At 63.2% G+C, this 25,930-nt stretch carries 16 protein-coding genes, 2 tRNA genes and 1 pseudogene; 10 read left to right on the top strand and 9 right to left on the bottom strand.

Annotated elements, in window-relative coordinates; all coding sequences use genetic code 11:
* Positions 1–295 precede the first annotated feature (295 nt).
* Together AC0AII_RS07500 and AC0AII_RS07495 are read left to right on the top strand one after the other, a co-directional pair.
* Positions 296–3,055, top strand: coding sequence for a phosphoenolpyruvate carboxylase (locus tag AC0AII_RS07500; protein ID WP_490446684.1), 2,760 nt, complete (start codon positions 296–298; stop codon positions 3,053–3,055).
* A 262-nt stretch (positions 3,056–3,317) separates the two neighbouring features.
* Positions 3,318–6,921: pseudogene (locus AC0AII_RS07495) on the top strand (RCC1 domain-containing protein).
* A gap of 516 nt (positions 6,922–7,437) precedes the next feature.
* On the opposite strand, the gene AC0AII_RS07490 reads toward AC0AII_RS07495, so the two are convergent.
* The 5 genes from AC0AII_RS07490 to AC0AII_RS07470 form a co-directional block, all read right to left on the bottom strand.
* Positions 7,438–9,075 carry a glycoside hydrolase family 36 protein gene (locus AC0AII_RS07490; RefSeq protein ID WP_490446683.1) on the bottom strand — a complete coding sequence of 546 codons (1,638 nt, stop codon included), beginning with the start codon at positions 9,073–9,075 and terminating at the stop codon, positions 7,438–7,440.
* Between the two features lie 45 nt (positions 9,076–9,120).
* The gene (locus tag AC0AII_RS07485; RefSeq protein ID WP_490446682.1) at positions 9,121–11,241 is read right to left on the bottom strand and encodes an alpha-galactosidase; all 2,121 of its coding nucleotides are present in this window, start codon (positions 11,239–11,241) and stop codon (positions 9,121–9,123) included.
* Positions 11,242–11,346: 105 nt separating this feature from the next.
* Entirely contained in the window at positions 11,347–12,207 is an 861-nt protein-coding gene (locus tag AC0AII_RS07480) for a carbohydrate ABC transporter permease (RefSeq protein ID WP_313837592.1), read from the bottom strand.
* A gap of 1 nt (position 12,208) precedes the next feature.
* Entirely contained in the window at positions 12,209–13,195 is a 987-nt protein-coding gene (locus AC0AII_RS07475; RefSeq protein ID WP_313842313.1) for a carbohydrate ABC transporter permease, read from the bottom strand.
* Between the two features lie 25 nt (positions 13,196–13,220).
* The gene (locus AC0AII_RS07470; protein ID WP_490446681.1) at positions 13,221–14,483 is read right to left on the bottom strand and encodes an ABC transporter substrate-binding protein; all 1,263 of its coding nucleotides are present in this window, start codon (positions 14,481–14,483) and stop codon (positions 13,221–13,223) included.
* Between the two features lie 324 nt (positions 14,484–14,807).
* Between AC0AII_RS07470 and AC0AII_RS07465 the strand changes: the two genes are divergently transcribed.
* Positions 14,808–15,821, top strand: coding sequence for a LacI family DNA-binding transcriptional regulator (locus tag AC0AII_RS07465; RefSeq protein WP_490446680.1), 1,014 nt, complete (start codon positions 14,808–14,810; stop codon positions 15,819–15,821).
* A 147-nt stretch (positions 15,822–15,968) separates the two neighbouring features.
* Here AC0AII_RS07465 and AC0AII_RS07460 read toward each other — a convergent pair whose 3' ends face one another.
* Both AC0AII_RS07460 and AC0AII_RS07455 read right to left on the bottom strand, forming a co-directional pair.
* A complete protein-coding gene (locus AC0AII_RS07460) occupies positions 15,969–17,720 on the bottom strand; it encodes an FAD-dependent oxidoreductase (protein WP_490446679.1) in 1,752 nt (583 codons plus the stop codon).
* Between the two features lie 121 nt (positions 17,721–17,841).
* On the bottom strand, positions 17,842–18,405 hold the full coding sequence (locus tag AC0AII_RS07455; protein WP_024627523.1) for a redoxin domain-containing protein: 564 nt from the start codon (positions 18,403–18,405) through the stop codon (positions 17,842–17,844).
* A 156-nt stretch (positions 18,406–18,561) separates the two neighbouring features.
* Between AC0AII_RS07455 and AC0AII_RS07450 the strand changes: the two genes are divergently transcribed.
* The 3 genes from AC0AII_RS07450 to AC0AII_RS07440 all read left to right on the top strand — a co-directional run bounded on the left by AC0AII_RS07450 (position 18,562) and on the right by AC0AII_RS07440 (position 22,281).
* Positions 18,562–19,938: a hemolysin family protein gene (locus tag AC0AII_RS07450; RefSeq protein ID WP_490446678.1), complete on the top strand. Its 1,377-nt coding sequence runs from the start codon at positions 18,562–18,564 to the stop codon at positions 19,936–19,938.
* A 214-nt stretch (positions 19,939–20,152) separates the two neighbouring features.
* Positions 20,153–20,632 carry a Dps family protein gene (locus AC0AII_RS07445; protein WP_015021094.1) on the top strand — a complete coding sequence of 160 codons (480 nt, stop codon included), beginning with the start codon at positions 20,153–20,155 and terminating at the stop codon, positions 20,630–20,632.
* Between the two features lie 227 nt (positions 20,633–20,859).
* Complete coding sequence (locus tag AC0AII_RS07440) at positions 20,860–22,281, top strand: Na+/H+ antiporter NhaA (RefSeq protein ID WP_490446677.1); 1,422 nt, start codon at positions 20,860–20,862, stop codon at positions 22,279–22,281.
* 111 nt (positions 22,282–22,392) lie between these two features.
* Here the strand turns inward: AC0AII_RS07440 and AC0AII_RS07435 are convergent, their stop codons facing one another.
* On the bottom strand, positions 22,393–23,160 hold the full coding sequence (locus tag AC0AII_RS07435) for an SDR family oxidoreductase (RefSeq protein WP_490446676.1): 768 nt from the start codon (positions 23,158–23,160) through the stop codon (positions 22,393–22,395).
* A gap of 498 nt (positions 23,161–23,658) precedes the next feature.
* Entirely contained in the window at positions 23,659–24,267 is a 609-nt protein-coding gene (locus tag AC0AII_RS07430) for a M48 family metallopeptidase (protein WP_490446675.1), read from the bottom strand.
* A 104-nt stretch (positions 24,268–24,371) separates the two neighbouring features.
* Here AC0AII_RS07430 and AC0AII_RS07425 point away from each other — a divergent pair.
* The 4 genes from AC0AII_RS07425 (at position 24,372) to AC0AII_RS07410 (ending at position 25,866) form a co-directional block, all read left to right on the top strand.
* Positions 24,372–24,445: transfer RNA gene (locus AC0AII_RS07425), tRNA-Ile, on the top strand.
* 37 nt (positions 24,446–24,482) lie between these two features.
* A tRNA-Ala gene (locus tag AC0AII_RS07420) sits at positions 24,483–24,555 on the top strand.
* Positions 24,556–25,116: 561 nt separating this feature from the next.
* Positions 25,117–25,431, top strand: a complete 315-nt coding sequence (locus tag AC0AII_RS07415; protein WP_490446674.1) for a hypothetical protein — start codon at positions 25,117–25,119, stop codon at positions 25,429–25,431.
* A gap of 105 nt (positions 25,432–25,536) precedes the next feature.
* Entirely contained in the window at positions 25,537–25,866 is a 330-nt protein-coding gene (locus AC0AII_RS07410) for a hypothetical protein (RefSeq protein WP_490446673.1), read from the top strand.
* Positions 25,867–25,930: the final 64 nt, after the last annotated feature.

Here is a 25,930-nt window from a genome sequence, read left to right as displayed (position 1 = left end):
TGGAGTGGGTGTGGTACTTGCTTACCCGTCTGACCTCGGCTGCGGTCCTGCCGCGATAGCCGTCCTTGGAACTCCTGCTCTTGAATTTCACACCCACATTCATACTCCACCCGGGTCACGTGCCCTTGCACCGCCGCACGGGACCATGAAACGTATTCGACCTGAAAGCGTCCTAGAATGGGCCGCGAGCCATCGAACCGAAGGCTGTGGGCCTGCAACGCCGACCACCAATAACCGCGGAGGAGCCGTGGAATGGTCGAAGACCGGGCAACCTGCGATTCGACAAGGAGGACTGATGACAGACAGTAATCAGCAAATCACGGCTGCCGATGCGACCCTGGTCACATCCGGCACCGGGACCAAGGGGCCGGAGGAACGCAAGCTGCCTCAATCGTTGGATGAGGACATGGCCTTGTGCCTGCGGCTGCTCAGGGATGTGTTGGGGGAATTCGATCAACAGCTGCTCAAGCGGTTCGACTCCCTGCGCGAGGACGTGATGACGGCCAGCGCCGAGCACTTCAACCGCCACCCCTCGGACCCCGTGCCCGACGAGGACGGCCTGTCCAAGGCCGTGGCCCTGATCGACGACACCTCAGTCAAGGATTCCCAGCTGCTGGCCCGCGCCCTGACCACCTACTTCCACCTGGCCAACCTCTGCGAGGAGAACTACCGGGTGAAGGTCCTGCATGAGCGCGAGGGCAAGGTGGACCTCAAAGTCAAGGGCACCGACCCCATCAACGAGATGACCAGCGCCTACAGCCAGCTCCTTCAGGAGATGGGCCCGGCCAAGGCCTCGGAGCTGCTGGAGAAGCTGGAGTTCCACCCCGTCTTCACCGCCCACCCCACCGAGGCGAGGCGCAAGGCCGTGGAGGGCAAGATCCGGCGCATCGCCAACCTGCTGGCCGTTCGCCGCGGTCTGGGCGGTTCCGAGCTGGAGGAGAACGAGCGTCTGCTGCACAACGAGATCGACGCCCTCTTCCGCACCTCGCCCATCGCAGCCAAGAAGCCGACGCCCGTCGAGGAAGCCAACACCATTCTGGACATCTTCGACGCCACGCTCTTCGAGACCATTCCCAAGGTCTACCGCCGCTTCGACGACTGGATGCTGGGCAAGAAGGCCGGCATGGTCAAGCCCGTCTGCCCCGCCTTCTTCCACCCGGGCAGCTGGATCGGCTCCGACCGCGACGGCAATCCCAACGTGACCGCCAAGGTCTCGCGCAAGGTGGCGCGCAAGTTCTCCGACCACATGCTCAAGGCCCTGGTCAAGGCCACCACCACCGTGGGCCGCAACATGACCATGGAGGTGACCACCACGCCGCCCAGCCCCGACCTGAGGAGCCTGTGGAGCCACCAGAAGGAGATGAGCGAGCGCCTGACCGACCGGGCCACCACCATCTCGCACAACGAGCTGCACCGGGCCGTGGTCCTGGTCATCGCCGACCGCCTGCAGGCCACCATCCAGCGTGACGCCGACCTCATGTATGCCGACTGCGACGACTTCATCGCCGACCTGCGCGTGGTCCAGGACTCCCTGGCCAAGGCGGGCGCGGCCCGTCAGGCCTACGGCCCCCTGCAGGATCTGATCTGGCAGGCCCAGACCTTCGGCTTCCACATGGTCGAGATGGAGTTCCGCCAGCACTCCCTGGTCCACGCCCGCGCCCTGGAGGACATCCGCGAGCACGGCCTGCACGGCGAGCGCGGCGAGCTGCAGCCCATGACCCACGAGGTGCTCGACACCTTCCGGGCCCTGGGAGCCATCCAGAAGCGCAACGGCCAGAAGGCCGCCCGCCGCTACATCATCTCCTTCACCAAGTCGGCGCAGAACGTCAAGGACGTCTACGAGCTCAACCGGCTGGCCTTCGAGCATGCCGAGGACGTGCCGGTCATCGACGTGATCCCCCTGTTCGAACAGCTGGAGGACCTGCAGAATTCGGTGGACGTGCTGGAGGAGATCATCAAGATCCCCGAGGTCCAGGCCCGGCTCAAGGAGACGGGCAACAAGATGGAGGTCATGCTGGGCTACTCCGACTCCTCCAAGGATGCCGGACCCGTCTCGGCGACCCTGGCCCTGCACTCCGCCCAGGAGCGCATCGCCAAGTGGGCCGAGAGCCATGGCATCGACCTGACCCTCTTCCACGGACGCGGCGGCGCCGTAGGCCGTGGCGGCGGCCCCGCCAACCGGGCCGTGCTGGCCCAGCCTGTAGGCTCGGTCAACTGCCGGTTCAAGCTGACCGAACAGGGCGAGGTCATCTTCGCCCGCTACGGCAACCCGGTCCTGGCCATCCGCCACATCGAGTCCGTGGCTGCGGCCACCCTGCTCCAGTCCGCGCCCAGCGTGGAGGAGCGCAACACCACCATGACCGAGAAGTACGCGGACATGGCCGACAAGCTGGACCAAGCCGCCCACGAGCGCTTCCTGGACCTGCTGCACACGCCGGACTTCGCCCCCTGGTTCTCCATCGTGACGCCCCTGAACGAAATCGGCCTGCTGCCCATCGGCTCCCGGCCGGCCAAGCGCGGTCTGGGCGCCAAGTCCCTGGACGATCTGCGGACCATACCCTGGGTCTTCTCCTGGGCGCAGGCCCGCATCAACCTGGCCGCCTGGTACGGCCTGGGCACCGCCTGCGAGAAGTTCGGCGACCTGGAGACCCTGCGTCAGGCCTACGAGGAATGGCCGCTCTTCAGCACCTTCATCGACAACATCGAGATGAGCCTGGCCAAGACCGACGAGCGCATCGCCAAGATGTACCTCTCCCTGGGCGACCGGGACGACCTGAGCCAGAAGGTCCTCTCGGAGATGGAGCTGACCCGCAAGTGGGTTCTGCAGATCGTAGGCGACGAGTGGCCCCTGCAGCACCGCCACGTGCTGGGCCAGGCCATCCGGATCCGCTCCCCCTACGTGGACGCCCTGTCGGTGACCCAGGTGCGCGCGCTGCGGGCCCTGCGTCGTCGCAACGACAAGGAGGAGCTCAGCAAGAGCCAGCAGGCCGACTTCATCTACCTGATCCTCTGCACCGTTTCGGGAGTCGCCGCCGGCCTGCAGAACACCGGCTGATCTCTTCTTGACGGTTTAAGGATGAGGCCCCGTTCTCTTGCAGATAGCAGGAGGCAGGGCCTCGCCGTATTCAATTGCCTTTGCTGTGGTCGTGTGTTGTTTTCTGACTGGGTGGTAGGGTGAAAGGCGGGGGATGTCGAGAAGACGGCTGGCTTCGCCATTGGCTCCTGCGATGTGATGCAGGGTTGGCGCTGGCAGGCAGAACTTGAGTAGGCAAACGGAATTGATTCCGTTTGGTGTTTGGTGAAGGGGTTTTGGTTTCATGCATCTGGTTTCCCGTCTGCGTCGCATCCTGGCGATGACGATCATCCTGCTGGGAATGCTGGCAGGCCTGGGCGTCGCATCCGCCCAGGCGGACGCTCCCATCCTCACCGGGGGGGGGGGGTCGTCAGACCCCTCGCGTAGCTGAGCAAACCCCCGGCACCCTCCCCAGCAGCGCACCAGACACCCCACTGCCCACACCCTCGCCGATACAACCAACCACACCATTAAGCCCCACACCAGGAACCCCGTCATCGACGACGGGAACACCCGGCAGCGCAGGCTCCGCCCAGGCCAAACCAGCAGAGAACACGGATGCTCAGGCTTCGCACACAGTGCGTTTCGACCCGGTCGACGGCAGCAAGCCAACACAGGCGACCGTGAAGACCGGCACCCTCGCCGATCCCCCGCAGCAGAATCCTCAGCGACCCGGCTTCCGGTTCGACGGGTGGACGCTTGACGGCCAGCCCTTCGACTTCCGGACCCCCATCCTCCAGGACACGACCCTGAAAGCCCAGTGGTCGAAAACCACGGACTGGACGCTGAGCCCGGACCACGGGCCCGCCACCGGCGCCCGGCTGACCATCAGCCCGCCCGACAGGCAGGAGCCTCAGTTCGCCAGCATCCACGCCGCTGGAGACCGGTTCCTCGGCCTGGCCGGCGACGGCCGCATCTACACCTGGACGCAGGACGGCACACCCAAACAGATGCCCTCCCCCGCCCAGGCCCCCGACGGGTTCCGCTACCTGCAGGCCGCAGCCGGCAGCCGATCGCAGGCCGCGCTCGGATCCGACCAGCGGATATACACCTGGAACAGCGGACAGCCCACGCCCGCCATCCTCGACACCGGCAAGGATGCCGGGTTCACCAGCATCAGCACGGACAATGACCTCCTGCTGGCGGTGGACCGGCAGGGACAGGTCCACGCCTATCAGGCCAGCAAGGCCGACAGCCAGAATCAGAACCCGAAATTCTTGGAGCAGGCCGCAACCAGCCTGCCCGGGCAAGCGCAGGCCGTCACCGCCGTCGCCTCCGCCAGCCAGGCGCTCATCGTGGACGCGGACGGACAAGCCTGGACCTGGGAGATGAGCAAGACCGGCAAAACCGCACGCGTCAAGCAGCAGCCGGAAACCCGTATCGTCCAGGCCCAGGCCCTCAACCAGGGGTTCCTCCTCCTGGACGCGGACGGGCAGGCCCGGTACCTGCCAGACGGCAAGAGCAGCCCGACAATCGTCAGCCTGCCCGGCGGCGAGCAAACCGGCACAATCAACAGCAGCGACAATCAGGCCACGATCATCGACAAACACGGCCACGTCTGGGCCTGGAAGCCCGGCGAAGCCCCCAAGCGCGCGGACGACGGGAGCCAGCAGTACGTGCGGGCCGCCGCTGATGGCGGCGGGATCGCCGCCATCAGCAGGCAGGGCAGCCTATACAGGTGGAGTCTGGACGGGCAGGGCCAGCCCGGCAAACCCGTCAGGCTCGACACCATGCAGGCGCCCATCCTGGAATCAGCCAGCCTGGACGGCCAGCCGCTCAAATTTACTAAGTACAACGACTCGTGGCAGGCGGACATGCCCGCCCGCAAGCCGGGGCCGGCCGTCATCCTTATCACGGGCAGGCAGGACGGGCAGCCTTTCGCCAGGAGCCTTGCGTACACGGTCGACCAGCCGCTGGCACGGGCTGCGGAGCCAGGATCCGCGTTCACGGTCCGCTTCGACACGGGCGGCGGAAGCCCGAAACCAGCAGACCAGCATGTCCCCTACCCGTACGGGAGGGTGAAGCGCCCCTCCCCAGACCCGGCGCGGGAAGGCTACCTGTTCGACGGCTGGTTCACCGGTCAGGTCGCCTATGATTTCAGCAGGCCCGTCGGCAAGGACCTGACCCTGGCCGCCCACTGGACGCCGGCAGGCCGGAACAGCAGGTGGAGCATCAGCCCTGATAAGGGCAGCCAGCTGGGCAGGGAACCCGCCACCATCACCCCGCCCGACAGCGCCAGCCGGGGCATACGATTCAGCCAGATCAGCGCATCAGTATACGACAATACCACTTCTTTCTCTGGTTTTTCCTTGGCGGTGGGCAGCGACGGGAACGCCTACGCCTGGGGATACAACAACCGAGGCCAGCTCGGCAACGGGACAACCAGCAGCTATCAGACTACGCCGGTCAGGGTGAAGAGGCCCGACCGGAAGACGTACCCGGACCTGCCAGCGGACTTCACCTACCTGCAGGTCAGCGCCGGAGGCGCTCATTCGCTGGCCCTGGGCAGCGACGGCAACGTTTACGCCTGGGGACGCAACGGCAATGGCCAGCTCGGCGACGGGACAAGCACCGACCGGCATGCGCCGGTCAGGGTGAAGACGCCCGACCGCAACACGTACCCGGACCTGCCAGCGGACTTCACCTACCTGCAGGTCAGCGCCGGAAGCGATCATTCGCTGGCCCTGGGCAGCGACGGCAACGTTTACGCCTGGGGACGCAACGGCAATGGCCGGCTCGGCGACGGGACAAGCAGCAGCCGGTACACGCCGGTCAGGGTGAAGACGCCCGACCGGAAAACGTACCCGGACCTGCCAAAGGATTTCACCTACCTGCAGGTCAGCGCCGGATGGGATCATTCCCTGGCCGTGGGCAGCGACGGATACGCCTACGCCTGGGGATGCAACATGTATGGCAACCTCGGCAACAACACCGCCAGCGGGTACGGTGACGTGAATCCTGTTCCTGAGCGCGTGCGCGACCCCGCCAGCCCCGGGGACGCGAGCAAAGGACTGCAAGCCGCACAGGTCAGCGCCGGATACCATCTTTCGCTGGCCGTGGGCAGCGACGGGAACGCCTGGGCATGGGGATACAACGGCAGTGGCCAGCTCGGCGACGGGACAGGCAGCAGCCGGTACACGCCGGTCAGGGTGAAGACGCCCGACCGGAAGACCTACCCGGACCTGCCAGCGGACTTCACCTACCTGCAGGTCAGCGCCGGATGGGATCATTCCCTGGCCGTGGGCAGCGACGGCAACGCCTGGGCATGGGGATACAACGGCAATGGCCAGCTCGGCAACAACAGCTACAGCTCTTCGTCTGTTCCTGCGCGCGTGCGCGACCCCGCCAGCCCCACCGACACGAGCAAAGGGCTCAAAGCCGCACAGGTCAGCGCCGGATACTATCATTCGCTGGCCCTGGGCAGCGACGGCAACGCCTGGGCATGGGGATACAACTACTATGGCCAGCTCGGCGACAACACTACAAACACAAGAAGGGCTCCTGTGCCGGTGTCGTTCAACCTGGCTCTGGTGATCACCGGCGTCAGATTCGACCAGACCCCCGTGTCAGGCCTGACCCGCGGCGACGGCAGCAGCGTCACCGTGACAACTCCCGCACACCAGCCGGGCACGGTCACGGTCAGCGTGGACTACACGCTGGGCGGCGCACCCCAAACGCCCGACACCTCCCTCCGATACACGTACCTGCCAGCAGGCGTACTCCCCAAGGCAGGCGGGGAAGGCATCCTGCTCGCCCTCATCACCGGGACTGTAAGCATGGGCGGGGTCCTGGCCTCACGCCGCCACCGGAGGGAACAACACCAACTGGTTCACGCTTCGCACGAGTAAGAGCGGCCGGGCGGCGTATCAATCCCCCCGCCCCCGGCCCATCAAGGGGGAGCAGGGAGGACGAGTGCCACACAAGGCTCAACCCCAAGAGAGCCGACACCTCCTCCCGCGCCCCCACCACACTTCTGCAGGCAGAAGCCGAGGGCAGGCATGCACGCCCCCGCCTCTGTTTGGGAGAGGAGGAAACACGGCCAGACCGGCCAGGAGGCTTAACAGCCCCCAGCCAGCCCGGCCGCTGTTTACTCATCCCGTCAATCATAAGTTCCGCCGACACTGGATCAGGCTGTCATAGTCATTGCGCGATGATAGGGTTGTATCACTGTACAAAGACGCAGAAACGGATGACATGCACCGTCTGTTGGGGAGACAGTCGGCAGAGTTCTTGGGAGGCTCTGTAAATGGCATTATCGGATATTCCCCACTGTACTTCGCACGAGTAAGGCCGGGTTCCCATCACTGCAATCCGGCGAACTGGCGGCTGTGCCCATCCCAACCGAGCACGGTCGCCATCTACTTCTAAACGGCGGAAAGGTACCCGTCGTAGCGCTCGGGCTTGTCCGAAAACTCCAGGCCAGCCGACTGATACCAGGAGTATCGGCGGGTGCCGCCGTCGTCAGTCCAGATCTCAGGGCAGTCGTTGACCAGCCAGTCCGAGGGAATGGCATGGACGCCACCAGTGGAGGCCAGGGCCAGCGCCTGCCTGAGCTGGTCCTCCTGGTCGGCGGTCAGGCTGCCGGGGCGGGCCGAAAAGAAGAGCGGAGTGCCGGTCCGCGCCAAGAGATCCATCCACTGGCGGTTGAGCTCCCAGTCGATTGAGTCGGATATGCCCACGCAGTCGGCGTCGGTGGCGTAGAAGCTCCCGTTCTGGGGCAGGCGGAAGGCCAGGGTGTTGACCCCGATCTGCCTGGTCCGTTCCCACTGCAGGCCGCTGGTGTCGTCGCCGGTCCGGTTGATCTGCATGAAGCCGACGCCCAGGTGACCGACCACATTGCATCCCTGAACCAGCATCCCGGCCTCGGTGGCCTGCTCGAAGATGGCCCGGTAAAGCTGTTTGACCACCTGGGCGCTGGTCAGGCTCCGGTCGTAGAAGTGCCAGCCGTCCGGGCTGGGCCAGGGATTCATCTGGAAGCCCCACCTGCCCAGCAGGTCGAAGGTGCTGAAATCATGCTTGACCAGCTGGTAGCCCCACTCCCCCAGCTGGGCGATGTCCTGGCGGATGTAGTCCAGGGCCTGCGGGTTCGAGGGGTCCAGGCATCCGTTGTGCGGGAGCCTGAACCGGTCGGCAATGGCCTCGTCCTCGTTGAGGAGCGGGCGGTACCAGATGCCAGGCTTGATGCCCATGGCCTTGATCTGGTCGGCCAGGGCGCCCATGTCGCCGAACTTCTGGTTGCCACGCCGCCAGGGGCCGCCGTTGTAGTCCTCAAGCCGGTGGTGGTCCTGCCAGCCGTCGTCCACAACCATGGTGGGACGGTGGGCGTTGCCCTGGGTCAGGTCGGCCAGATACTCGGCATCGGCAAGAATCCGGGAACGGCTGGAGTCCCCGTAGGCGTAGTACCAGTTGTTGCTCCCGTAGACCGGCTCAGGGGGCATAAGGCCCTTGCGGCTGATCCGGGAGCAGAAGTCACTGGCCACAGCAAAGACCGGACCGCCAGCCCGCTCCTGGAGCGGATACTGCAGGCAGATGATGGTGGCCGCTTCAAGCTGCCGCCCGTCCAGCACCAGACCACTGCCGCCGTTGCGCAGGTCCATGAAAAGGGTGATGCCGGCCGTATCGACCTGCCAGAAGCAGAAGGCGTTGGCGCCGGTGGCCACCCCGTACCCCTCGGCCTGCTCCTGACCCGCCGCCAGGAAGTACCAGGGCATGAACCGGTTGGCGCGCATGGTCTGGAAACCCATGCGGCCGTAGCCACGCTCCCAGGCATCGCCCAAGTAGAGGTCGTCGGCGGGCATGGGCCTGGTCCAGCGCAGGGCCAGGGACCGGATGGGGGTGGAGCCGGCGGTCAGGCTGACCGTCAGAGCGGATTCACCCTTGAGGCTGACCCTCGCATCGGGGGCTGTGCCGAAGGGCCTGCCTGCGGGCGCGGTCTCCCTGTCGGCATCGGTGGTCAGCGTGATCCAGTCCGGCTCTCCCAGGCTGAGGCTGGTTGGGTTCATGATTCAGTGCTCCTTCATCCCTGCGGTGTAACAGATGGCGATAGGTCAGACCCGGACCAAATCGATCAGGCGGATGGTCTCGGGCTGGCAGCGGGGTATGCGGATGCCCACGCGCTCCAGATAGGTGCCGGTGACCTCGGCGTCGCCTAGTGGACCTGTCGGATCCAAGTGCTCCAGCGAGGCTCTGGGCTTAGCGGGGCCAGTCCAGGCCAGCCGATATCGGGCCTTGGGGTCCAGGCCGGGAATACGTAGATAAACACCACGATTATGCAGGGATTCATCCAACTGGACGTGGGCCATGATGGCACGACTGCGGTCGGGGGCCACCACGCCATGGGCCAGGACCGAGGGGTCGGCCAGGTCCAGGCGAACCACGCGGCCGGAGTGGAGGAAGCTCCGATTGGCCTTGTACCAGGTGATCCATTCCTTGAGTCGCTCCAAGTCCTCCTCGCTGGCCTGGCGGATGTCCCACTCGATGCCCATGGACCCGAAGACGGCCGTGGCCGCCCGGAAATCCAGGCTGTAGGTTCTGCCGGTCTGCTGGGAGGAGGGCTGGGAGATGTGGGCGCCGATGTACTCGGGAGCCACGGTCTGCTCGGTCCAGCGCTGGATCAGCTGCCTGCTCAGGGCGTCGGTCATGTCGGAGTTCCAGAAGCGGCGGATCTTCTCGATCACACCCAGGTCGATGCGGCCGCCGCCCGAGGCGCAGGATTCCCACTCCACCTTGGGGAAGCGAGCGCGGAGGGCGTCCAGCAGGCGGTAGTAGGCCAGGGTCTGCTCGTGGATGGCCGGCGCGCCGCCGTGGGCCTGGGAACCGGCCTCAAGCAGGTCGCGGTTGTGGTCCCACTTGACGTAGTCGATTTGGCAGGACTCCAGGACCTTGGTCATGGCCTCCAGCACGTGGTTGAAGGCCTGGGGGTTGGTCAGGTCCAGGACCAGCTGGTTGCGCTGCAGCTCCGGGTTTCTGGAGGATGCCCTCATGACCCACTCAGGATGGTCGCGGAAGGCGTCCGAATCCGGGTTGATCATCTCCGGCTCGAACCAGAGGCCGAACTGCATCCCCAATTTATGGACATAATCAACTAAAGGCTCCAGACCCTGGGGCCAGACCGCCGGGTCCACCCACCAGTCGCCCAGACCAGCCGTGTCGTCCCGGCGCAGGTGGAACCAACCGTCATCCAGAACGAGCCGCTCCACCCCGATGCGTGCGGCCCGGTCGGCCAGGTCGCGCAGGGTGTCGAAGTCGTGATTGAAGGTGATGGCCTCCCAGACGTTCAGGATGACCGGCTGCTCGCGCGGATGCTCGGGCAGGGTGCGCTCCCAGGCGTGCAGGCTGTTCATGATCGGATCCATGCCATGGTCGGAGGCCGTGGCCACGATCCAGGGCGTGCTGTACTCCTGTCCCTGGTCCAGGACCACTTCGCCGGGCAGGAGGAGCTCGCCAGCGCTGACGCCGGCCGGGGTGGCGCTGTTCCGGTCCACCCGGAGCACGGTGTTCCCGCTCCAGGCCGGCTGAACGCAGAGCACCCTGCCGTGATGGAAGTCGAAGCCGGGGGTGCCCACCATGACCACGGGCCCCTCGAAGCCGGTGCGGCCCCAGCGGAACTCGCGCACCCAGGCCCCGTCGGCCAGGTCGTGGCGCTGGGGGCTGCGCTCACGCTCGTGCCTGCCGGCGAAGTCCAGAATCTGGGTCTGCTGGTCGTCCAAGGGCAGGCGGACCTCCAGACCCTCCAGCAGGAAGGGGTCGGCGCCCAGGTTGCGCAGGGTGTGGCGAATCCGCAGGGAGCCGCCGGCCATGGCCTCCACTCTGGTCTCCAACCCAAGCTGGGCATCCTCGTCACGGGCCTTGATGGTCAGCGAGTCGGCGGTCTGCTCGGTCTGGCCTTCCACCAGGAAACGGGGCGACCAGGAACGCCCGGCCTGGATGCCTTCGGGGCCTTGGGCGATCCGATGCCCGGTCAGGCCCGGATGCAGGTAGGTGTTCTGTGCATGCTCCAGCAGCAGGGGCGAATGGGTCGAGGTCCAGGAGGGGGTCTGTTCCAAGCCATCCAGGTCGGGACCCGCATAGAGCCCCCTGATGTCAGGAATATCGGCACCCGGCGTAATGGGCCCCAGGGCCATATAGGTGAATGGCTGATCAGAATGGACCGGCTGTGGAAAGAGCATGAAAAATCCTTTAGTAACTACGGCACAAATGTGCAAAAACAACGATGCTTGATGAACCAGTGAGCCGCCCAGCCCACTGCAGTTGGGCGGCTCCTGATTGATAGACTACTTGACTGCTCCGGCCACCATCCCTGCAATGAAGTACTTTTGCAGGAACATGTAGGCGACCACCATGGGGGCTGCCGCAATCAGGGATGCCGCTGCGGCGACGCCCAGATTGTTGGTATTGGCCGAGAAGAAGGAGGCCACGCGCGGGGCGATGGTCTGGGCCGAGGGGTCGGTCAGGATGTAGCTGGACAGGGCGTAGTCGTTCCATACTGTCGAGCCGGTCATGATGACCACGGTCGCCGTCACCGGCTTGAGCATGGGCAGGACCAGGCGCATGAAGACCTGGAGCTTGTTGGCTCCGTCCAGCTCGCCGGCCTCGTCGATCGCCGGGGGTATGGCCTTGATGAAGGCCGTGTAGAGGAAGACCGACAGAGGCAGGTTGGTGGCCGTCAGCACCGCGATGATGCCCCAGTAGTTATTCACCCCGCCGATCTTCACCAGGAAGGAATAGAGGGGGACCAGAATGCTCAGGGGCGGAATCATCATCATGGAGAGGATGAAGGCCGAGACCAGCTTGTTGAACCGGGTCAGGCGCCGAGCCAGGGGGTAGGCCGCAGCCGCTCCCAGGACGCAGACCAGGGCCGTCGTCCCCACGGTCACCACCACGCTGTTGAGCACGGATTTGAGGATGCCGCCCTCATTGACGGCCTCGGTCCAGTTGGACCATGCCATGTCGTGGGTGCGCATGCTCAGAGCCGAGCTCAGATCATCCGAGGGCTTGAGCGAGGTGGTGATCGCCAGGTAGAAGGGCAGGAGCTGGCAGAGGCAGACGATGACCAGGAAGAGGTAGATGGCCCAGCGCCCACGCTGGTATGACCGCTCGGCAGGGGTCATCGCATTCTTGTTCTTGCTAGCCATGTCAGGCCTCCCAATCCAGCTTGGCCAGTCCCTTGTTGACCAGCCAGGTCACGATGGCAATCAGGACGAAGAGGAAGACCCCGATGGCCGAGGCATACCCGGCCGCCTGGTTGTCGAAGTAGATCGTGCCGATATAGGTCGAGATGGAGTTGGTGGCATACCCGGGGCCGCCGCCTGTCAGCACCTTGACCATGTCGTAGAGCTTCAGTCCTCCGATCAGGTTCAGGACCACGCTGGTCGTGAAGGCGGGCGACAGGAGCGGCAGGGTGATGTTCCAGAACTTCTTCCAGCCGGATGCCCCATCGACCTCGGCGGCCTCGACGACCTCCTGGTCCATGGTCTGCAGACCGGCCAGGTAGATGATCATGGAGACGCCGACGAACTGGATGGAATTCACCAGCACGATGATGCAGACCGAGAATCCCGCATTGTTGAACCAGGCCACCTTGTGCAGACCCAGTGCCGTCATGACGGCGTTCAGAGCGCCCTGCTGGTACTGGAAGACGAAGTAGTACATGATGCCCATGATGACCGGGGCCACCAGAGCGGGCAGGTAGATGATGGCCCTGATCAGGGTGCGCCCCTTGATCTTGGCGTTCAGCAGCAGCGCCAGAGCCAAGCCCAGGATCTGCTGGAGCACTGTGCTGCCGATGCCGTAGATGAAGGTGTTGATGACCACCTGCTTGAAGTTGGTGTCAGTCAGCATCTGCTTGTAGTTGGCCAGCCCCACGAAGGACTTGGCGTCGTTGTACCCGTCCCAGTTGGTCAGGGAAAGCCCGATCCCCGACAGGAGCGGATAGATGATGAAGACCACCAGGAGGATGACGGCAGGAAGATAGAAGAGATTGATCGAGGCACCCCTGAAGCGGCGACGACGCGGGGAGGGACCCCTGCCGTGGCCAACGGATGCATCCCTGCCATCCCCATGTAACGGTGATCCGGATTGGGTGTCCTGCGAAGGAATCGCCCCTGAGCGACTATCTGTCATGACTCGACTCCTCTTGGTCGACTAATCAGGAAGACTTCTGGCCATACAGGCTGTTGAAGGAGGTCTTGACCTGATCCGCAGCGGCCTGTGCAGTCAGCTGACCGGTCAGCAGACCGTCGGTCGACTTGGCCAAGGTGTTGTACATGCCGTTGGGCAGGTACTTGCGGTCGAAGAAGGGGACCAGCTTGGTCTTCTTCTCGTTCACCCAGTAGTTGTAGGTCGGCTCGAACTGCCCCAGTGCGGACTTGACGCCGGTCAGGGCCGAATCGTTCATGCTCACGTCGACCAGCTTCTGCAGGTTTTCAGGCTCGGCCATGAAGTCGATGAACTTCAGCGCCGCGTCCTTGTTCTTGCTGGTCTTGGAGACGCCGAAGGTCAGGGTGTCCTCGCCGGTGGAGAAGTAGGGCTTGCCGACCTCGGCGGGAACCGGCATCATGCCCAGCTTGACGTTGGGGTTGTAGGATTCGATCAGCTGGGAGCTACCGTTGGCGCGGAAGGAGAAGCCGGCCTTGTCCTGGGCCATCAGCCTGGAGATGTCATCCTGGGAGGCGGAGGTGTAATCCACATTGAACCAGCCGTCCTTGGCCCACTTGGCCACCCTGGAGGTGTACTTCTCGTAGACCGCAGTATCGAACTTGCCCTTGGAAAGATCCTTGAGCTGGCTTTCGTCATACATGCCCGGAAGCATGTAGTCGGCGATGTCGCCGTTGGGACCCGCGTCCTTGTTGGAGGAGATGAGCGGAGTGTATCCGGCGGCCTTCAGCTTCGTGCAGGCCTGCTCAAAGGCGTCCCAGGTGTCGATGGACTTGGGGTCGATGCCGACCGCATCCATGACCGTCTGGTTGTACATGATGCCCGACACCTGGATGTCGGCGGGCAGGGCGTAGAACTTGCCGTCCTTGGTCTTGAATACCTCGTTGCCTATCGGCTTGAGCCGCTTGGCCCAGGGCCTGTTCTGCAGCGGCTCCAGGAAGTTGCCGTACCGGTCGCGCGACCAGCCGTGGGTGTTCCAGATGTCCGGAGGATTGTGGCCCGCCAGGCGAACCTTGATGTCGTTCTCGTTGTTGTTGGTGCCCGGAACCATCTTGATGGTGATGTCCGGATTCTTTTCTTCGAACTTCTTGCCCAGGCCCTGAAGAGCCTTGAGCTGGGGGGTCCCCGTTGACTGCATGGTCATGAATTCCACGGTTTTCTTGCCCCCGGAGGAGGAAGAGCCGCAGGCAGCCAATGAGGTTATTGCCATTGCGCAGCAGATGCCGACCGCCGCCACCGTCTTGATCCTATTCATCAACCACTCCTTCGTAGGTTGCTTCGTTGCCGAACACGTTCCATGAGACCGGAGCACATTCGTGTTTCTTAATATACACGAGTAGATTCATCTGTCAAATATCTGACGCCGATTGCCTGAACAGCTGCTTTTGAAGACAAGGACTTTCCCAACGGCTGGAAATTTGGTGCCATTTCCCTTGATTTTCCGGCTATAGCCCAGCATGTGCGGACAGGTCAATGGCGGTGTAGAACGGAGTTTGAAAACAACATCAATTCGAGTAGATTCTATATTCCGGGTAGCATGAATTGAGACTGGTGAATAGGCAGATGGGATCGAGCTCTGATGGCTGCAAACAATAAGAAACTCCGACAACGCAGAAGGGCCACACGCACGGATGTGGCCAAGCTGGCCAACGTCTCCACGGCGGTGGTCAGCTACGTCTTCAACAACGGGCCCAGGGCAGTGGCCCCGGACACATCCAAGCGGGTGCGCGAGGCGGCGAAGCTGCTGAACTACCACCCCAACCCCACGGCTCGTGCCCTGCGCACCGGGTATTCCAAGATGCTGGGGGTCATCGTGCCGGATTCGTCCAACCCCTTCAGCGCCGGCATCTACGACGAGCTGCAGACGGTGGCCATGCGGCGGGGGTACTCGGTCCTCTTCATGAACGTGCGCAGCGACCCCGAATTGGAGGAGCAGTCCATCAGGCAGCTGCTGGAGCGCAACGTCGATGCCATTTTCCTCTCATCCTCGCGCAGCTACACACAGCTGAGCATGGCTCATCTTGAGGAGAGCCGCTTCGTCTTCATGGACCAGCCTCACCGGGTGGCCAACGCCAAGAGCGTGTCGACCGATTTCTTCCACTCTGGCCTGACCGCCACCCAGCACCTGATCGAGCACCGGCACTGCAGCGTCGACATGCTCTTTGGCGGCTCCCCCGACGACCGGGGCGACGCGCGAATCCAGGGCTGGTATGCGGCCCACCAGAACGCCAACCTGCCCGCCGGCAGGATCCGCCAGGCCTTCTTCACACGCGAGGGCGGCTATCGCGCCACCTTGGACCTGATCGACAGCGGCAAGCCGCCCCAGGCCATTTTCGCCGGTTCTGACATGGAAGCCATGGGCGCTCTTCGAGCCCTGCATGAGCGCGGGCTGCGCATCCCCGAGGACGTGGCCATTGTCTCCTTCGACGGCACCATCGACTCCCTCTACACCTGGCCTCAGCTGACCACCATGCAGCAGGACACCGCGAAAATAGCCTCCTGCGCCATCAATGCGGCCTTGGAGCCGGACCAGGTTCCCGACGTGCAGATCATCAAGGCGGATCTGGTCATCCGTCACTCCTGCGGCTGCTGATAAAACGCATGGTGCAAACCGTGGATAATATCCATCGATTTTCATCAATGCAGACCAGCGATATACACCAAAAAGGCGCTGGCGTCATCGCCACAAAGGCAGTGACACCAGCGCCTTTTCAGACTCTATTCAGGGTCGGATCCAGGGTCAGGCTCCGATCAGATCCAGCATTTCAGGAACGGACTTCTTGCCGAACTCCACGGTCTCCTGGCCGTCCTTGCGGATCACAATGCAGGGGACGCTCATGACCTGGTACTGGTCCTTGAGCTCGGGGAAGTGGGCCAGGTCGTAGGCCTCGGCGCGCACCTTGCCGTTCTGGGCCGCCACCCGCTGTGCGGACAGGACCGTGGTCGGACACATGGTGCAGGTCAGGGAGACCAGCATCATCACGTCCACCTGGTCCTTGATGGCATCGATCCGGTCCGAGGTGGGCTGATCCACCTGCTGGCCGGGGCCCGCCGCATTGTAGAGGGCCAGGACGAAGGAGTTGAACTCGTGGCCGCTGGGCACGCCATGGAAGGCCAGCCCGGTCGGCTGGGAGACGCCCTGGTCGACCACGCGGCAGATGCGCACGCTGGGGCGGGCATCGGGCAGGTCGCCAGCGGGATCGTAATCCTTGCCGTCCTCATCCGTGCGGGAGTCGACCCTGGAGGTCAGCTTGCCGTCGGAGAGCCCGACCAGCTCGTCCACGAAGGCCTCCAGCTCCTTGGAGACCTGGCTGCCGTCCAGGTCCAGGGCCAGCTCCAGCTTTCCGGTCATCTTGCCGAAGACCATGTCCAGCTGCTTGCGGATGTCCGGCCCGAAGAAGCCGGAGGTCTTGGCCGGGGCCTGGTCGTGCTCCTGGGCCACAGGCGCGGGCGAGGTACCCGAGGCCAGTGCGGAGTTCTCGGCCTGCCGCTCGGAGCGGGCGTAGGGGGAATCGTCGGGCCGCGGCGGCACCAGACCGGTCTTGTCCGACATATTGGAGGCGTAGCGCTCCAGCTCCACGGCGGCCACAGCACCATCGGAGGTGGCGGTGATGACCTGGCGCAGGTTCTTGACCCGCAGATCCCCGGCGGCGTAGATGCCGGGCACCGAGGTCTCCAGGTAGCCGTGGGTCAGCACATAGCCGTGGTCGTCCAGATCCACCACGCCCTTGAGCATGCCGGTCTGGGGCACGTAGCCGGCGAAGACGAAGACGCCGAAGGTGCCGCCGTCCTGGGGCTTCCAGGTGGTGGTCTGTCCGCTCTTGCGGTCCAGAAGAGTGGCCTCGACCAGTCCGCCGGGGCCTGCAGAGACCCCCTTGAGCTCGGTGGAGTAATGGATTTCGATCTTGTCGTTGTTCCGGGCCTCGTCAGCCACGGCGGCGTCGCAGGTGAAGTCCTCCTCGCGCACCAGCAGGGTCACCTTGGTGGCGTACTTGGTCAGGAAGACCGACTCCTCGGCTGCCGCGAACCCGCCGCCTACCACCAGGACCTCACGCCCGGTGAAGAACTCGCCGTCGCAGGTGGCGCAGTAGGCCACACCGCGGCCCGCGTACTCCTGCTCCCCCTGGAAGCCGATCTTGCGGGGGCTGGCGCCGGTGGCGATCAGGATGCCGAAGGTGCGCAGGTCGCCCCGGGAGGTGTGGACCACCTTGATGTCGCCCTGGGCCTCGATGCCCGTGGCCTCGGCGCTCATGAACTCGGCTCCGAAGTTCTGGGCCTGCTGGCGCATGGTCTCGGTCAGCTTGCGGCCGTCGGTGCTGGCCACGCCCGGGTAGTTGACCACGTCGGCCGTGATGGTGATCTGGCCACCGAAGTCGTCCTTCTCCAGGATCAGGGTGCGATACCGCGCCCGGGCCAGGTAGAGTCCTGCGCTCAGGCCTGCAGGGCCGCCGCCGATGACGACCACGTCATAAAGATTCTTGTCTTCCGTCATGAATGCCTCTTCCGAAGGAATGCACGGATGTGCTGGTGTTGGATGCTGGTCGTGAATACAGAAAAGGGAACCCGCCCTGGTCGCTTCCGATCGGCGAGTTCCCGATGTTGGCAGCTGCGGATCAGAGCTGGCCGACCAGATCCAGGCTGGGCTCGATGGTGTCCTCGCCGGGCTCCCACTTGGCAGGGCAGACCTGATCGCCGTGCTCGTAGACGAACTGGGAGGCCTGGACGCGGCGCAGCAGCTCGTCGGCGTTGCGGCCCACGTTGGAGGAGATGACCTCGTAGGCCACGACCTTGCCCTCAGGGGTCAGAATGAAGTCGCCGCGCTCGGCCTTGCCCTCGGCCTCGTTGTAGGTCTGCAGGTCCTTGGCCAGGGTTGCAGTCGGATCGGCCAGCATGGGGTACTGGACCTTGGCGATCTTCTCGTTGGCCTCGTGCCAGGCCTTGTGGACGAACTCGGTGTCGCAGGAGACGGAGTAGATCTCGCAGCCGATCTTCTTGAAGTCCTCGTACTTGCTGGCCAGGTCCTCCAGCTCGGTGGGGCAGACGAAGCTGAAGTCCGCAGGGTAGAAGAAGAGCAGCGACCAGTGGCCCAGCAGATCCTTCTTGGAGACCGAGAAGGTCTTGTTATCCTGGTAGGCCTGCGTGGTGAACTCAGTCAATTCGTGCTGAAGCTGTGACATGAAAAATCCTTTCGGGAGCGTTGGGAATGCCGGCTTGGAGCCGAACCTGCTTCCGTGTTTCATGCTAGTCAGGTAGCGCTGTATGGGGAAGACGGCTGTTCACCGCTTGGGTGTGACATAGGGCACATGGGGCGTCCATACCCTAGCATTGAAGGCATGGCATTATGGCTGAACATCCTGCTCATTCTCTTCTTCCTCCTTCTCGGTTCCGTCTTCTCGGGGACTGAGCTGGCGCTGGTCTCCCTGCGAGGCTCGCAGCTGGAGCAGATGGAGCAGCAGGACGCGCGCGGAGCCCGGGTGGCCCGCATCGCCCGCGACCCCAACACCTTTCTTTCCGCCGTACAGATCGGTGTGACGCTGACGGGCTTCCTCTCAGCCTCCTTCGGCGCATCATCCATCGCCCCCTACGTGGTGCCCGTCCTGACCGGGTGGGGCGTGCACGAGGGTTTGGCCGGCACTCTGACCACGGTGATTCTGACACTGATCATCTCCTACTGCTCCATCGTCATCTCCGAGCTGGTGCCCAAGCGGATCGCCATGCAGCGCACCGAGGTCATCGCCCGGGCCGTCGTTCCGGCCATCGACGTCTTCACCACCCTGTGCAGGCCGCTGATCTGGCTGATCGGCAAGAACACCAACCTCATCGTGCGCATCCTGGGCTTCGACCCCCAGCAGACCGACACCGAGGTCAGCGACGACGAGCTGCGGATGCTGGTCTCCTCCAACACCAACCTGAGCAAGGACGAGCGGATGATCCTAGGCGACGTCTTCGATGCCTCCGAGACCAGCGTGGCCGAGGTCATGCGCCCCCGGGCCGACGTGGTCTTCATCGCCGGGGACATGCCGCTGCAGGAGGCGGTCGAATTCGTGCACGACGAGCCCTACTCGCGCTACCCGGTGACCGGCCGCGACTTCGACGACGTGCTGGGCTTCGTCCACGTGCGCGACCTGATGGACGTGCGCAACCCCCATGCCAAGACCGTGGCCGACGTGACCAGGCCCGGCATCGCCCTGCCAGGCACCTCCAAGCTCCTGCCCAGCCTGGAGAAGCTGCGCAAGAAGGGCATCCACCTGGCCGTGGTCATCGACGAGTACGGGGGCACCGACGGCATCGTCACCCTGGAGGACATGACCGAGGAGCTGGTGGGCGACATCCGCGACGAGTACGACCTGCCAGAGGAGCAGAACCCGGCCCATCCCCAGGCGACCGCCTTCGTCAACGGGGTGGCCACGGTCGACGGCGGCATGACCATCGAGGACTTCGCCGACCTGACCGGGATCGAGCTGGAGGACGGCCCCTACGAGACCCTGGCCGGCTACTTCCTGGCCCAGACCGGACGCATGGGGCAGGTGGGCGACGTGATCCACTCCGACGACGGGTATGACATGGTGGTGACCAAGGTGGACGGTCGGCGCATCGAGACCATCGAAGTCAGGCGCCGGCAGGAGGCCGAGGACCAGGCTAGCGATGATGACGACCGCGGAGACGGCCAATCCGACGCGGGCCGAGGCGATGCCGTGACCGCAGCCTAGCTATCCTCTGGCCTGTGCTCGGTTGGCAGTCAGCCGGTGACCAGCCACACGTCAGTCAAGGAAAAGTGACTGTCAGCGTAGCCGATGGTACGTGAATGATTTCACTGGTTGATTCCCGCAAAATCCAAGCGTTTCCTTGCGTTTTCCTCTAGTCTGGAGGTACATGGTCGGGCCGACCCGACCGCAGGCATAATTTCACATTTAAGGAGCGATTATGGCATTGAACTTTACCGTACCGGGACTCGACGAAGCGACCAGCGAGAAGGTCATCGCCATCCTGCAGAGCCGTCTGAGCCAGGAACAGGAGACTGCCCTGATCCTTAAGCACGCCCATTGGAACATGAAGGGCAAGGAATTCATCGGCATCCACGAGATGATGGACCCCGAGGTCGATTCGGTGCTGAACATGGCCGACGAGACCGCTGAGCGCATCGCCACCCTGGGCGGCTCCCCCGCCGGACGGCCCGACGACATCATGAAGAACCGCGACTGGGATGGCATCACCATGACCGGGCGCCAGGATGCTCTGGACTACCTGAAGGCCCTGGACACCTACTACACCACCTTCATTAAGCGCGACCGTGAGGCCATCAAGGAGCTGGACGACCTGGACATCGTCAGCTCCAACATTCTTCAGGACCACGTGCAGGAGCTTGAGCACTTCCAGTGGTTCATGCGCAGCCACCTGTTCTGAGTTACTGAGTTACTGAGTTCTGAGAGCTCATCGCCGCCTCCGATAGGCGGTATGCCAGCGGCCCTGCATCGTAAAAGGTGCGGGGCCGCTGGCATTTTCTCTGACCGAGATAGACTGCTGGGCTTCAGGATAGAATTGACATCTGGGAAACGGCCGGGCGCCGCTTCATGCCGGGAAGACTGGTCGGCCATGGAAGACCGAACCCTACCCGCCCGACCAGGAGCATCATGCCGCCCACGCCTACATTCCCAACATTCTCTGTCAATCCACGTCGTCAGGATTGCGACGATTCGAATTCGCAGCAGAATTCCAAGCCATCAAATGCCCAACCATCAAATCCACAGCGTGGGCAAGGCGGACCTGACAGGGGCCAGCACAACCGATTCCATCCTTCAACCTTCTTCGCCGCCCTGTCGTCGCTGGCTGAAAACGATCGGATCACCGGGCTATTCATGATGGCCTGCGCCCTGGCCGGGCTGATCCTGGCCAATCTGCCAGAGACCGGGCCGGGGCTGAACGCTCTTGCCGCTTGGATTCCTCTGGACCTGCCCGGTGGACTGAACCTGTCCCTGAAGGATTGGATACAGGATGGGCTGTTGACCATATTCTTCCTGACCATGGGCCTTGACCTGCGCCAGGAGGCTGCCACGGGCACTCTGCGCGACCACAGGCAGGTCCTGCTGCCCATGCTGGCCGCTCTGGGCGGTGTGGCCGTTCCGATCCTGATCTACTGCCTGTTCAACCTGGGCTCCCCTGCCGGGTTACGCGGCTGGGCTGTCCCAACGGCCACCGATGTAGCCTTCTCCCTGGCGGCTCTGCAACTGCTCCTGCCCAAGGCCGGGCCTGCCCTGCAGGCCTTTTTGATGACTCTGGCCATCTTCGACGACCTGATCGGCGTCCTGCTGATCGCCCTGGGCTACTCCAGCTTGGGACAACCGAGCTGGCTGCTTGTCTGCCTGGTCGGCCTAGTGGTCTGGGCCTTGCTGGTCCGAGCGGCGAGCCGTTCCGCTCAGATTTGGCGACCCTTGATGCCGCTGTTCCTGCTGGGCGCCCTTGCCGGCGGTCTGCTGGCCTGGCATGGCCTCTTCAAGGCTGGAATCCACCCCGTGCTGGCGGGAGTGGCAATGGGCCTCTTGACCCCTGTTGCCAGGTCGAACGAAGCAGAACCATCCGGGACCGAGACAGCAGGGATTGAGCCGAGCCACGTCCAGACATCATCGCCTGCCGAACAGTTGGATCGCCTGCTGACGCCCTTGAGCGCCCTGGTGGTTCTGCCCGTGTTCGCCTTCTTCTCGCTGTCCATCTCCCTGGATCAGCTGGGACCCGGACTGCTGACGGACCGGGTCTTTTGGGGCGCCACGCTGGGACTGGCCTTGGGCAAACCCCTGGGAATCCTGACCATGGTGATCCTGGCAGGTCATCTAGGGCTGCGGCGGCCTGCCGGCTCTACGACCGGGAACATGATCGGCCTCTGCCAGCTCTGTGGAATCGGCTTCACCATGTCTTTCTTGATCGCCAACCTGGCCTTCGCCGGATCCCCGCACCTGGAGTCAGCTCTTTTGGGCGTGCTGGCAGGGTCGATCCTGTCTGTGCTAATCGTGGCCGTGGGCACAATCGCCGGTCGACTACGTTCCGCCAGGCGCACATAGGCTCAGCTGCCAAGACCCAACCTCCGCCAGACCCGGTTCCTGCCGGAATCAACCTGCCAAACTCTGTTCCTGCCAGAATCGGTTTTTGACAGAATCGGTCCCTTACCAGGCTCAGCTGCGACGGTAAAGCTTGGTGTATGAGCCCTCGGCACGAGGACGGACCACAATCTGGTCAATGTCCACAGTGTCAGGCTGCTCCAGGGCCCAGGTGACGCATCCAGCGATGTCATCGGCGGTCAGCGGGTCGGGTACCCCGGCGTAGACCGCATCAGCCCGGTCGCTATCCCCGCCGAACCGCTTCAGGGAGAACTCGTCGGTGTGGACCAGGCCCGGGGCAATGTCGACCACACGCACCGGCTGACCGATCAGCTCCAGCCGCAGAATGCGGGCCATAACCCGTTCCGCCGCCTTGGAAGCGCAGTATCCGCCGCCGCCCTCGTAGGGCTCGATGCCTGCGGTCGAGGAGATGACCAGGACCGTGCCCTCCGACTCTTTCAGGGCCGGGAGCAGTTTCTGGATGACCCGCAAGGTGCCGATGACGTTCAGCTCGTACATGCCGCGCCAATCGTCCAGGCTGGAGGTAGCCACCGGATCCTTGCCGAAGGCCGCGCCGGCGCAATTGACCAGAGCCTTGACCGGCCCGTCCTTGAGCACGGCATCAACGGCCTCCTGGGTAGAGTCCTCGTCAGTCACGTCGCAGACCTCATAGGTGAAGTTCTGGCCCAGCTGATCAGCCAGGGTCTTGAGATTGTCTTCGCGCCGGGCCAGGCCGACCACCTTCCAGCCCTTGTCTACCAAGGCCCGCACACTGGCCTGACCGATGCCGCTGGAGGCGCCGGTAACCACAGCACGCTTGATCGTCTTCTTGGATTCCGTCATTTCATCCGCTCCTTCATGATCAATTGCCCCGGATCAGCTCCACACGCGCCTCCGGGCCTCAGGGAGCCTGCCCTAGCTGCTGCAGTGCCACCCCTCTTCCTCAACGCTAGCGCACCAGCAGGGGCGGCGGCAGTCTTCCATCGGTCTTCGATGACAAATGTGGTGGAGTAAACCAACCTTGAGCAGGGTCGGAACGAATCAAAGCAAGATCGGGTTGAGTTAGAACAGATCCGAGTTAGAACAGATCAAAGTCAGATCGGTCTGAATCAGGCCCCATAGTCAGGTTAGATCAGGATAGGCAGGACACATCAAAAACCATTCCAGCTTCGTATCAGAGGGTCTAGCGAGGGTTCGAATTCGGAAATCACCAGCACGGATGATGCCCTAGGTTCATACTTCACAAGCGCGCATTGCACAAGTTCAGAAATCATGCGGAGTTGATGGCTCCGGAAATCATGGCTCTGGGAGTCATAGCTTCAGATGTCTAAGCTTCTGGGGTCACAAAGCCAGATAGCGGTTGAGTCGACGACGGCGCTCGGTCCAGTCAGGCATATAGCGATCCATCCGCGCGCGGAAGCCGGGGCCGTGGCCATGCTCATAGAGGTGGGTCAGTTCGTGAACCAGCACATACTCCAGCAGGTCAGGAGCCAGCCAAGCCAGGTCGGTGTTGAGCCGGATGCTGGCAGTGGCAGGGGTGCAGGAGCCCCAGCGGGTTTTCATCTTCCGCAGACTGATGCGCTCGGGCCGACGACCCACCACGGGGACCCAGCGATCCAGCAGAGTCGGCAGCCTTTCTTGGAGAATTCTTTTGGCTTCGGCCTCGGATCGTCCTGGCGACAGCTGATCATCGGCTCCGGGTTGGGCATAGACATCGCGCGAACGGGCCAGACGTTCTCTAGTGGTTGCAATCCAGCGGTGCTTGCCGTCGATAAAGGCACGAATCTGGTCATCGCCCAAGTTTAGAGGCGCCGTCACTTCCAGATGGCCGTCAGGCGGCTTGACCCGCAGATAGACGTTGGCGATCCGCTTCCTGATGACCAGAACCGTCTCACCACCGACCTCCAGCTGCTCTGACCGGACTGGTTCCGCACGCCGTTTCCGCCTCATGACCCCCATTCTTCCGCCAAGACGCGACGCGACGCCGCCGAGATTGACTTGAGAGGACACTATGGTAAGCTATCCATTTGTGTGATTCTTCGGTCACACGGCATGGGCCTGTAGCTCAGCTGGTTAGAGCGCATCCCTGATAAGGATGAGGTCGGAGGTTCAAGTCCTCCCAGGCCCACGCATTCTTGCGCGGTTGAAGTTCTTTTCACATTCACGGGGCTATGGCGCAGCTGGTAGCGCATCTGCTTTGCAAGCAGAGGGTCGCCGGTTCGAATCCGGCTAGCTCCACAGGTAGGGTTTTCCAGGTTTTCGCTAGGAGACCTTTTTTCATATGGTTTTCCTTGATAAAAAGGGAACTATCCGACGGCTGCCAGGTAGTGAACGATGATGCCACTGCGCGAGAGCTGCACTGGCGGATGAAGTCCCTGCAGTTGGGCGCCTCCTCACTGCCATCCATCCGTTGTTGTTCTCGTAGTCCCCGGGCCGCATCTACAGGTGGTGAAGCCCAGTTGTCGGTGATGCAGATCGGTGAGGGTACCGAGGCTAGGCGGTATATCAGCGGCCTGTACCATTGCGGTTCTAAGCGGTGTGCGAGGTGTTCGCAGTCGATAGCGGCCGAGAGGGTGGATCAGCTGTCTAGGGGGCTGGACTGGTTCATGCATGATGGACTCGGGGACGACATCGGCCATCAGGTTCTGTTCGCCACGTTCACAATCGGGCATTCCTTTGCTGACAAGCCGGATAAGCTGATGAACGCGTTGGGTCATGCCGGGAGCGCTCTGACAGCCGGTGGGTCCTGGAGCGAGATCCCGGATCCAGGGCGACCGGAGGAGATTCGGAGCCTGCAGCATGATCAGCACCGTCGAGGTCACCTGGAACTGCGACAGCGGCTACCATTTCCACCTGCATTGTCTGCTGCTGCTTCAGCACCCTCTATGGTATTCCGACTACTTCGTGCTGGGGTCCCGTTTGTATGGGCGGTGGAAGAAGAGTCTGAAAGCCGACGAGTTTGACTGCTCGCTTCAGGGGTTCTCGATGCTGCCGTTGACCAGTACCATCGCGATGTCCGAGAGAATATCCAGGTACGTCAACAAGGCGGATGCCAGGCATGCGGCACGGAGATGCTCAACGACCAGGACAAGCTTGGGCGCGGTGAGTCGGTAGGGTTCTTCGAGCTGCTGGCGTACCTGTGCCTTGATGAGAGGCTGGCCAGGTTCTGGTTCCCGCTCAGGAAAGGGGAAGATGCCTCATGGGATGAGTCGGGGCTTCATGTGGTCAACAAGGCAACCGGTGAAATTACCTGGAGCAGCGCCATGGGGGGGCGACCAGCAGTATTGGCGTGTGCTGCATTCCATCGAGAAGGTCATGAAAGGCCGTCGGGTGCTGAACTACAGTCATCGCTGCAGGCGGGAAGACTCGGTTCTGGATAGCCTGTGGAACAGGTTCCTCGACCATGCGCACGCCGCTGGGTCCAGCGATGAGGACATCACCCGGGATGATATGGGGAAAGGCAAGCTCGTCCAGGTCATCAGTGCCGAGACATGGCAATCGGAATTCGTCAATAATCCATCCAGGGTAATCAGCCTATTGAAACCATGATTTACACAGACCAGGCGTCAGATCAGTGGCATCATAATTCAATTGCAGAGACTAGAACCCCACC

The sequence above is a fragment of the Bifidobacterium sp. VU/mBH4 (B4) genome, assembly GCF_058199535.1.
The sequence above is the reverse complement of the archived record's forward strand: the minus strand, read 5'-3'. Positions and strand labels throughout refer to the sequence as shown.

Bases quoted from the DNA above. Each gene is read 5' to 3' on its own strand.
- AC0AII_RS07435 (WP_490446676.1), bottom strand. From the start codon at position 23,160: ATGACGGAATCCAAGAAGACGATCAAGCGTGCTGTGGTTACCGGCGCC.
- AC0AII_RS07460 (WP_490446679.1), bottom strand. From the start codon at position 17,720: ATGACGGAAGACAAGAATCTTTATGACGTGGTCGTCATCGGCGGCGGC.
- AC0AII_RS07415 (WP_490446674.1), top strand. From the start codon at position 25,117: ATGATCAGCACCGTCGAGGTCACCTGGAACTGCGACAGCGGCTACCAT.
- AC0AII_RS07450 (WP_490446678.1), top strand. From the start codon at position 18,562: ATGGCATTATGGCTGAACATCCTGCTCATTCTCTTCTTCCTCCTTCTC.
- AC0AII_RS07410 (WP_490446673.1), top strand. From the start codon at position 25,537: ATGTGGTCAACAAGGCAACCGGTGAAATTACCTGGAGCAGCGCCATGG.
- AC0AII_RS07500 (WP_490446684.1), top strand. From the start codon at position 296: ATGACAGACAGTAATCAGCAAATCACGGCTGCCGATGCGACCCTGGTC.
- AC0AII_RS07430 (WP_490446675.1), bottom strand. From the start codon at position 24,267: ATGAGGCGGAAACGGCGTGCGGAACCAGTCCGGTCAGAGCAGCTGGAG.
- AC0AII_RS07440 (WP_490446677.1), top strand. From the start codon at position 20,860: ATGCCGCCCACGCCTACATTCCCAACATTCTCTGTCAATCCACGTCGT.
- AC0AII_RS07445 (WP_015021094.1), top strand. From the start codon at position 20,153: ATGGCATTGAACTTTACCGTACCGGGACTCGACGAAGCGACCAGCGAG.
- AC0AII_RS07490 (WP_490446683.1), bottom strand. From the start codon at position 9,075: ATGAACCCAACCAGCCTCAGCCTGGGAGAGCCGGACTGGATCACGCTG.
- AC0AII_RS07470 (WP_490446681.1), bottom strand. From the start codon at position 14,483: ATGAATAGGATCAAGACGGTGGCGGCGGTCGGCATCTGCTGCGCAATG.
- AC0AII_RS07465 (WP_490446680.1), top strand. From the start codon at position 14,808: ATGGCTGCAAACAATAAGAAACTCCGACAACGCAGAAGGGCCACACGC.
- AC0AII_RS07455 (WP_024627523.1), bottom strand. From the start codon at position 18,405: ATGTCACAGCTTCAGCACGAATTGACTGAGTTCACCACGCAGGCCTAC.
- AC0AII_RS07480 (WP_313837592.1), bottom strand. From the start codon at position 12,207: ATGGCTAGCAAGAACAAGAATGCGATGACCCCTGCCGAGCGGTCATAC.
- AC0AII_RS07475 (WP_313842313.1), bottom strand. From the start codon at position 13,195: ATGACAGATAGTCGCTCAGGGGCGATTCCTTCGCAGGACACCCAATCC.
- AC0AII_RS07485 (WP_490446682.1), bottom strand. From the start codon at position 11,241: ATGCTCTTTCCACAGCCGGTCCATTCTGATCAGCCATTCACCTATATG.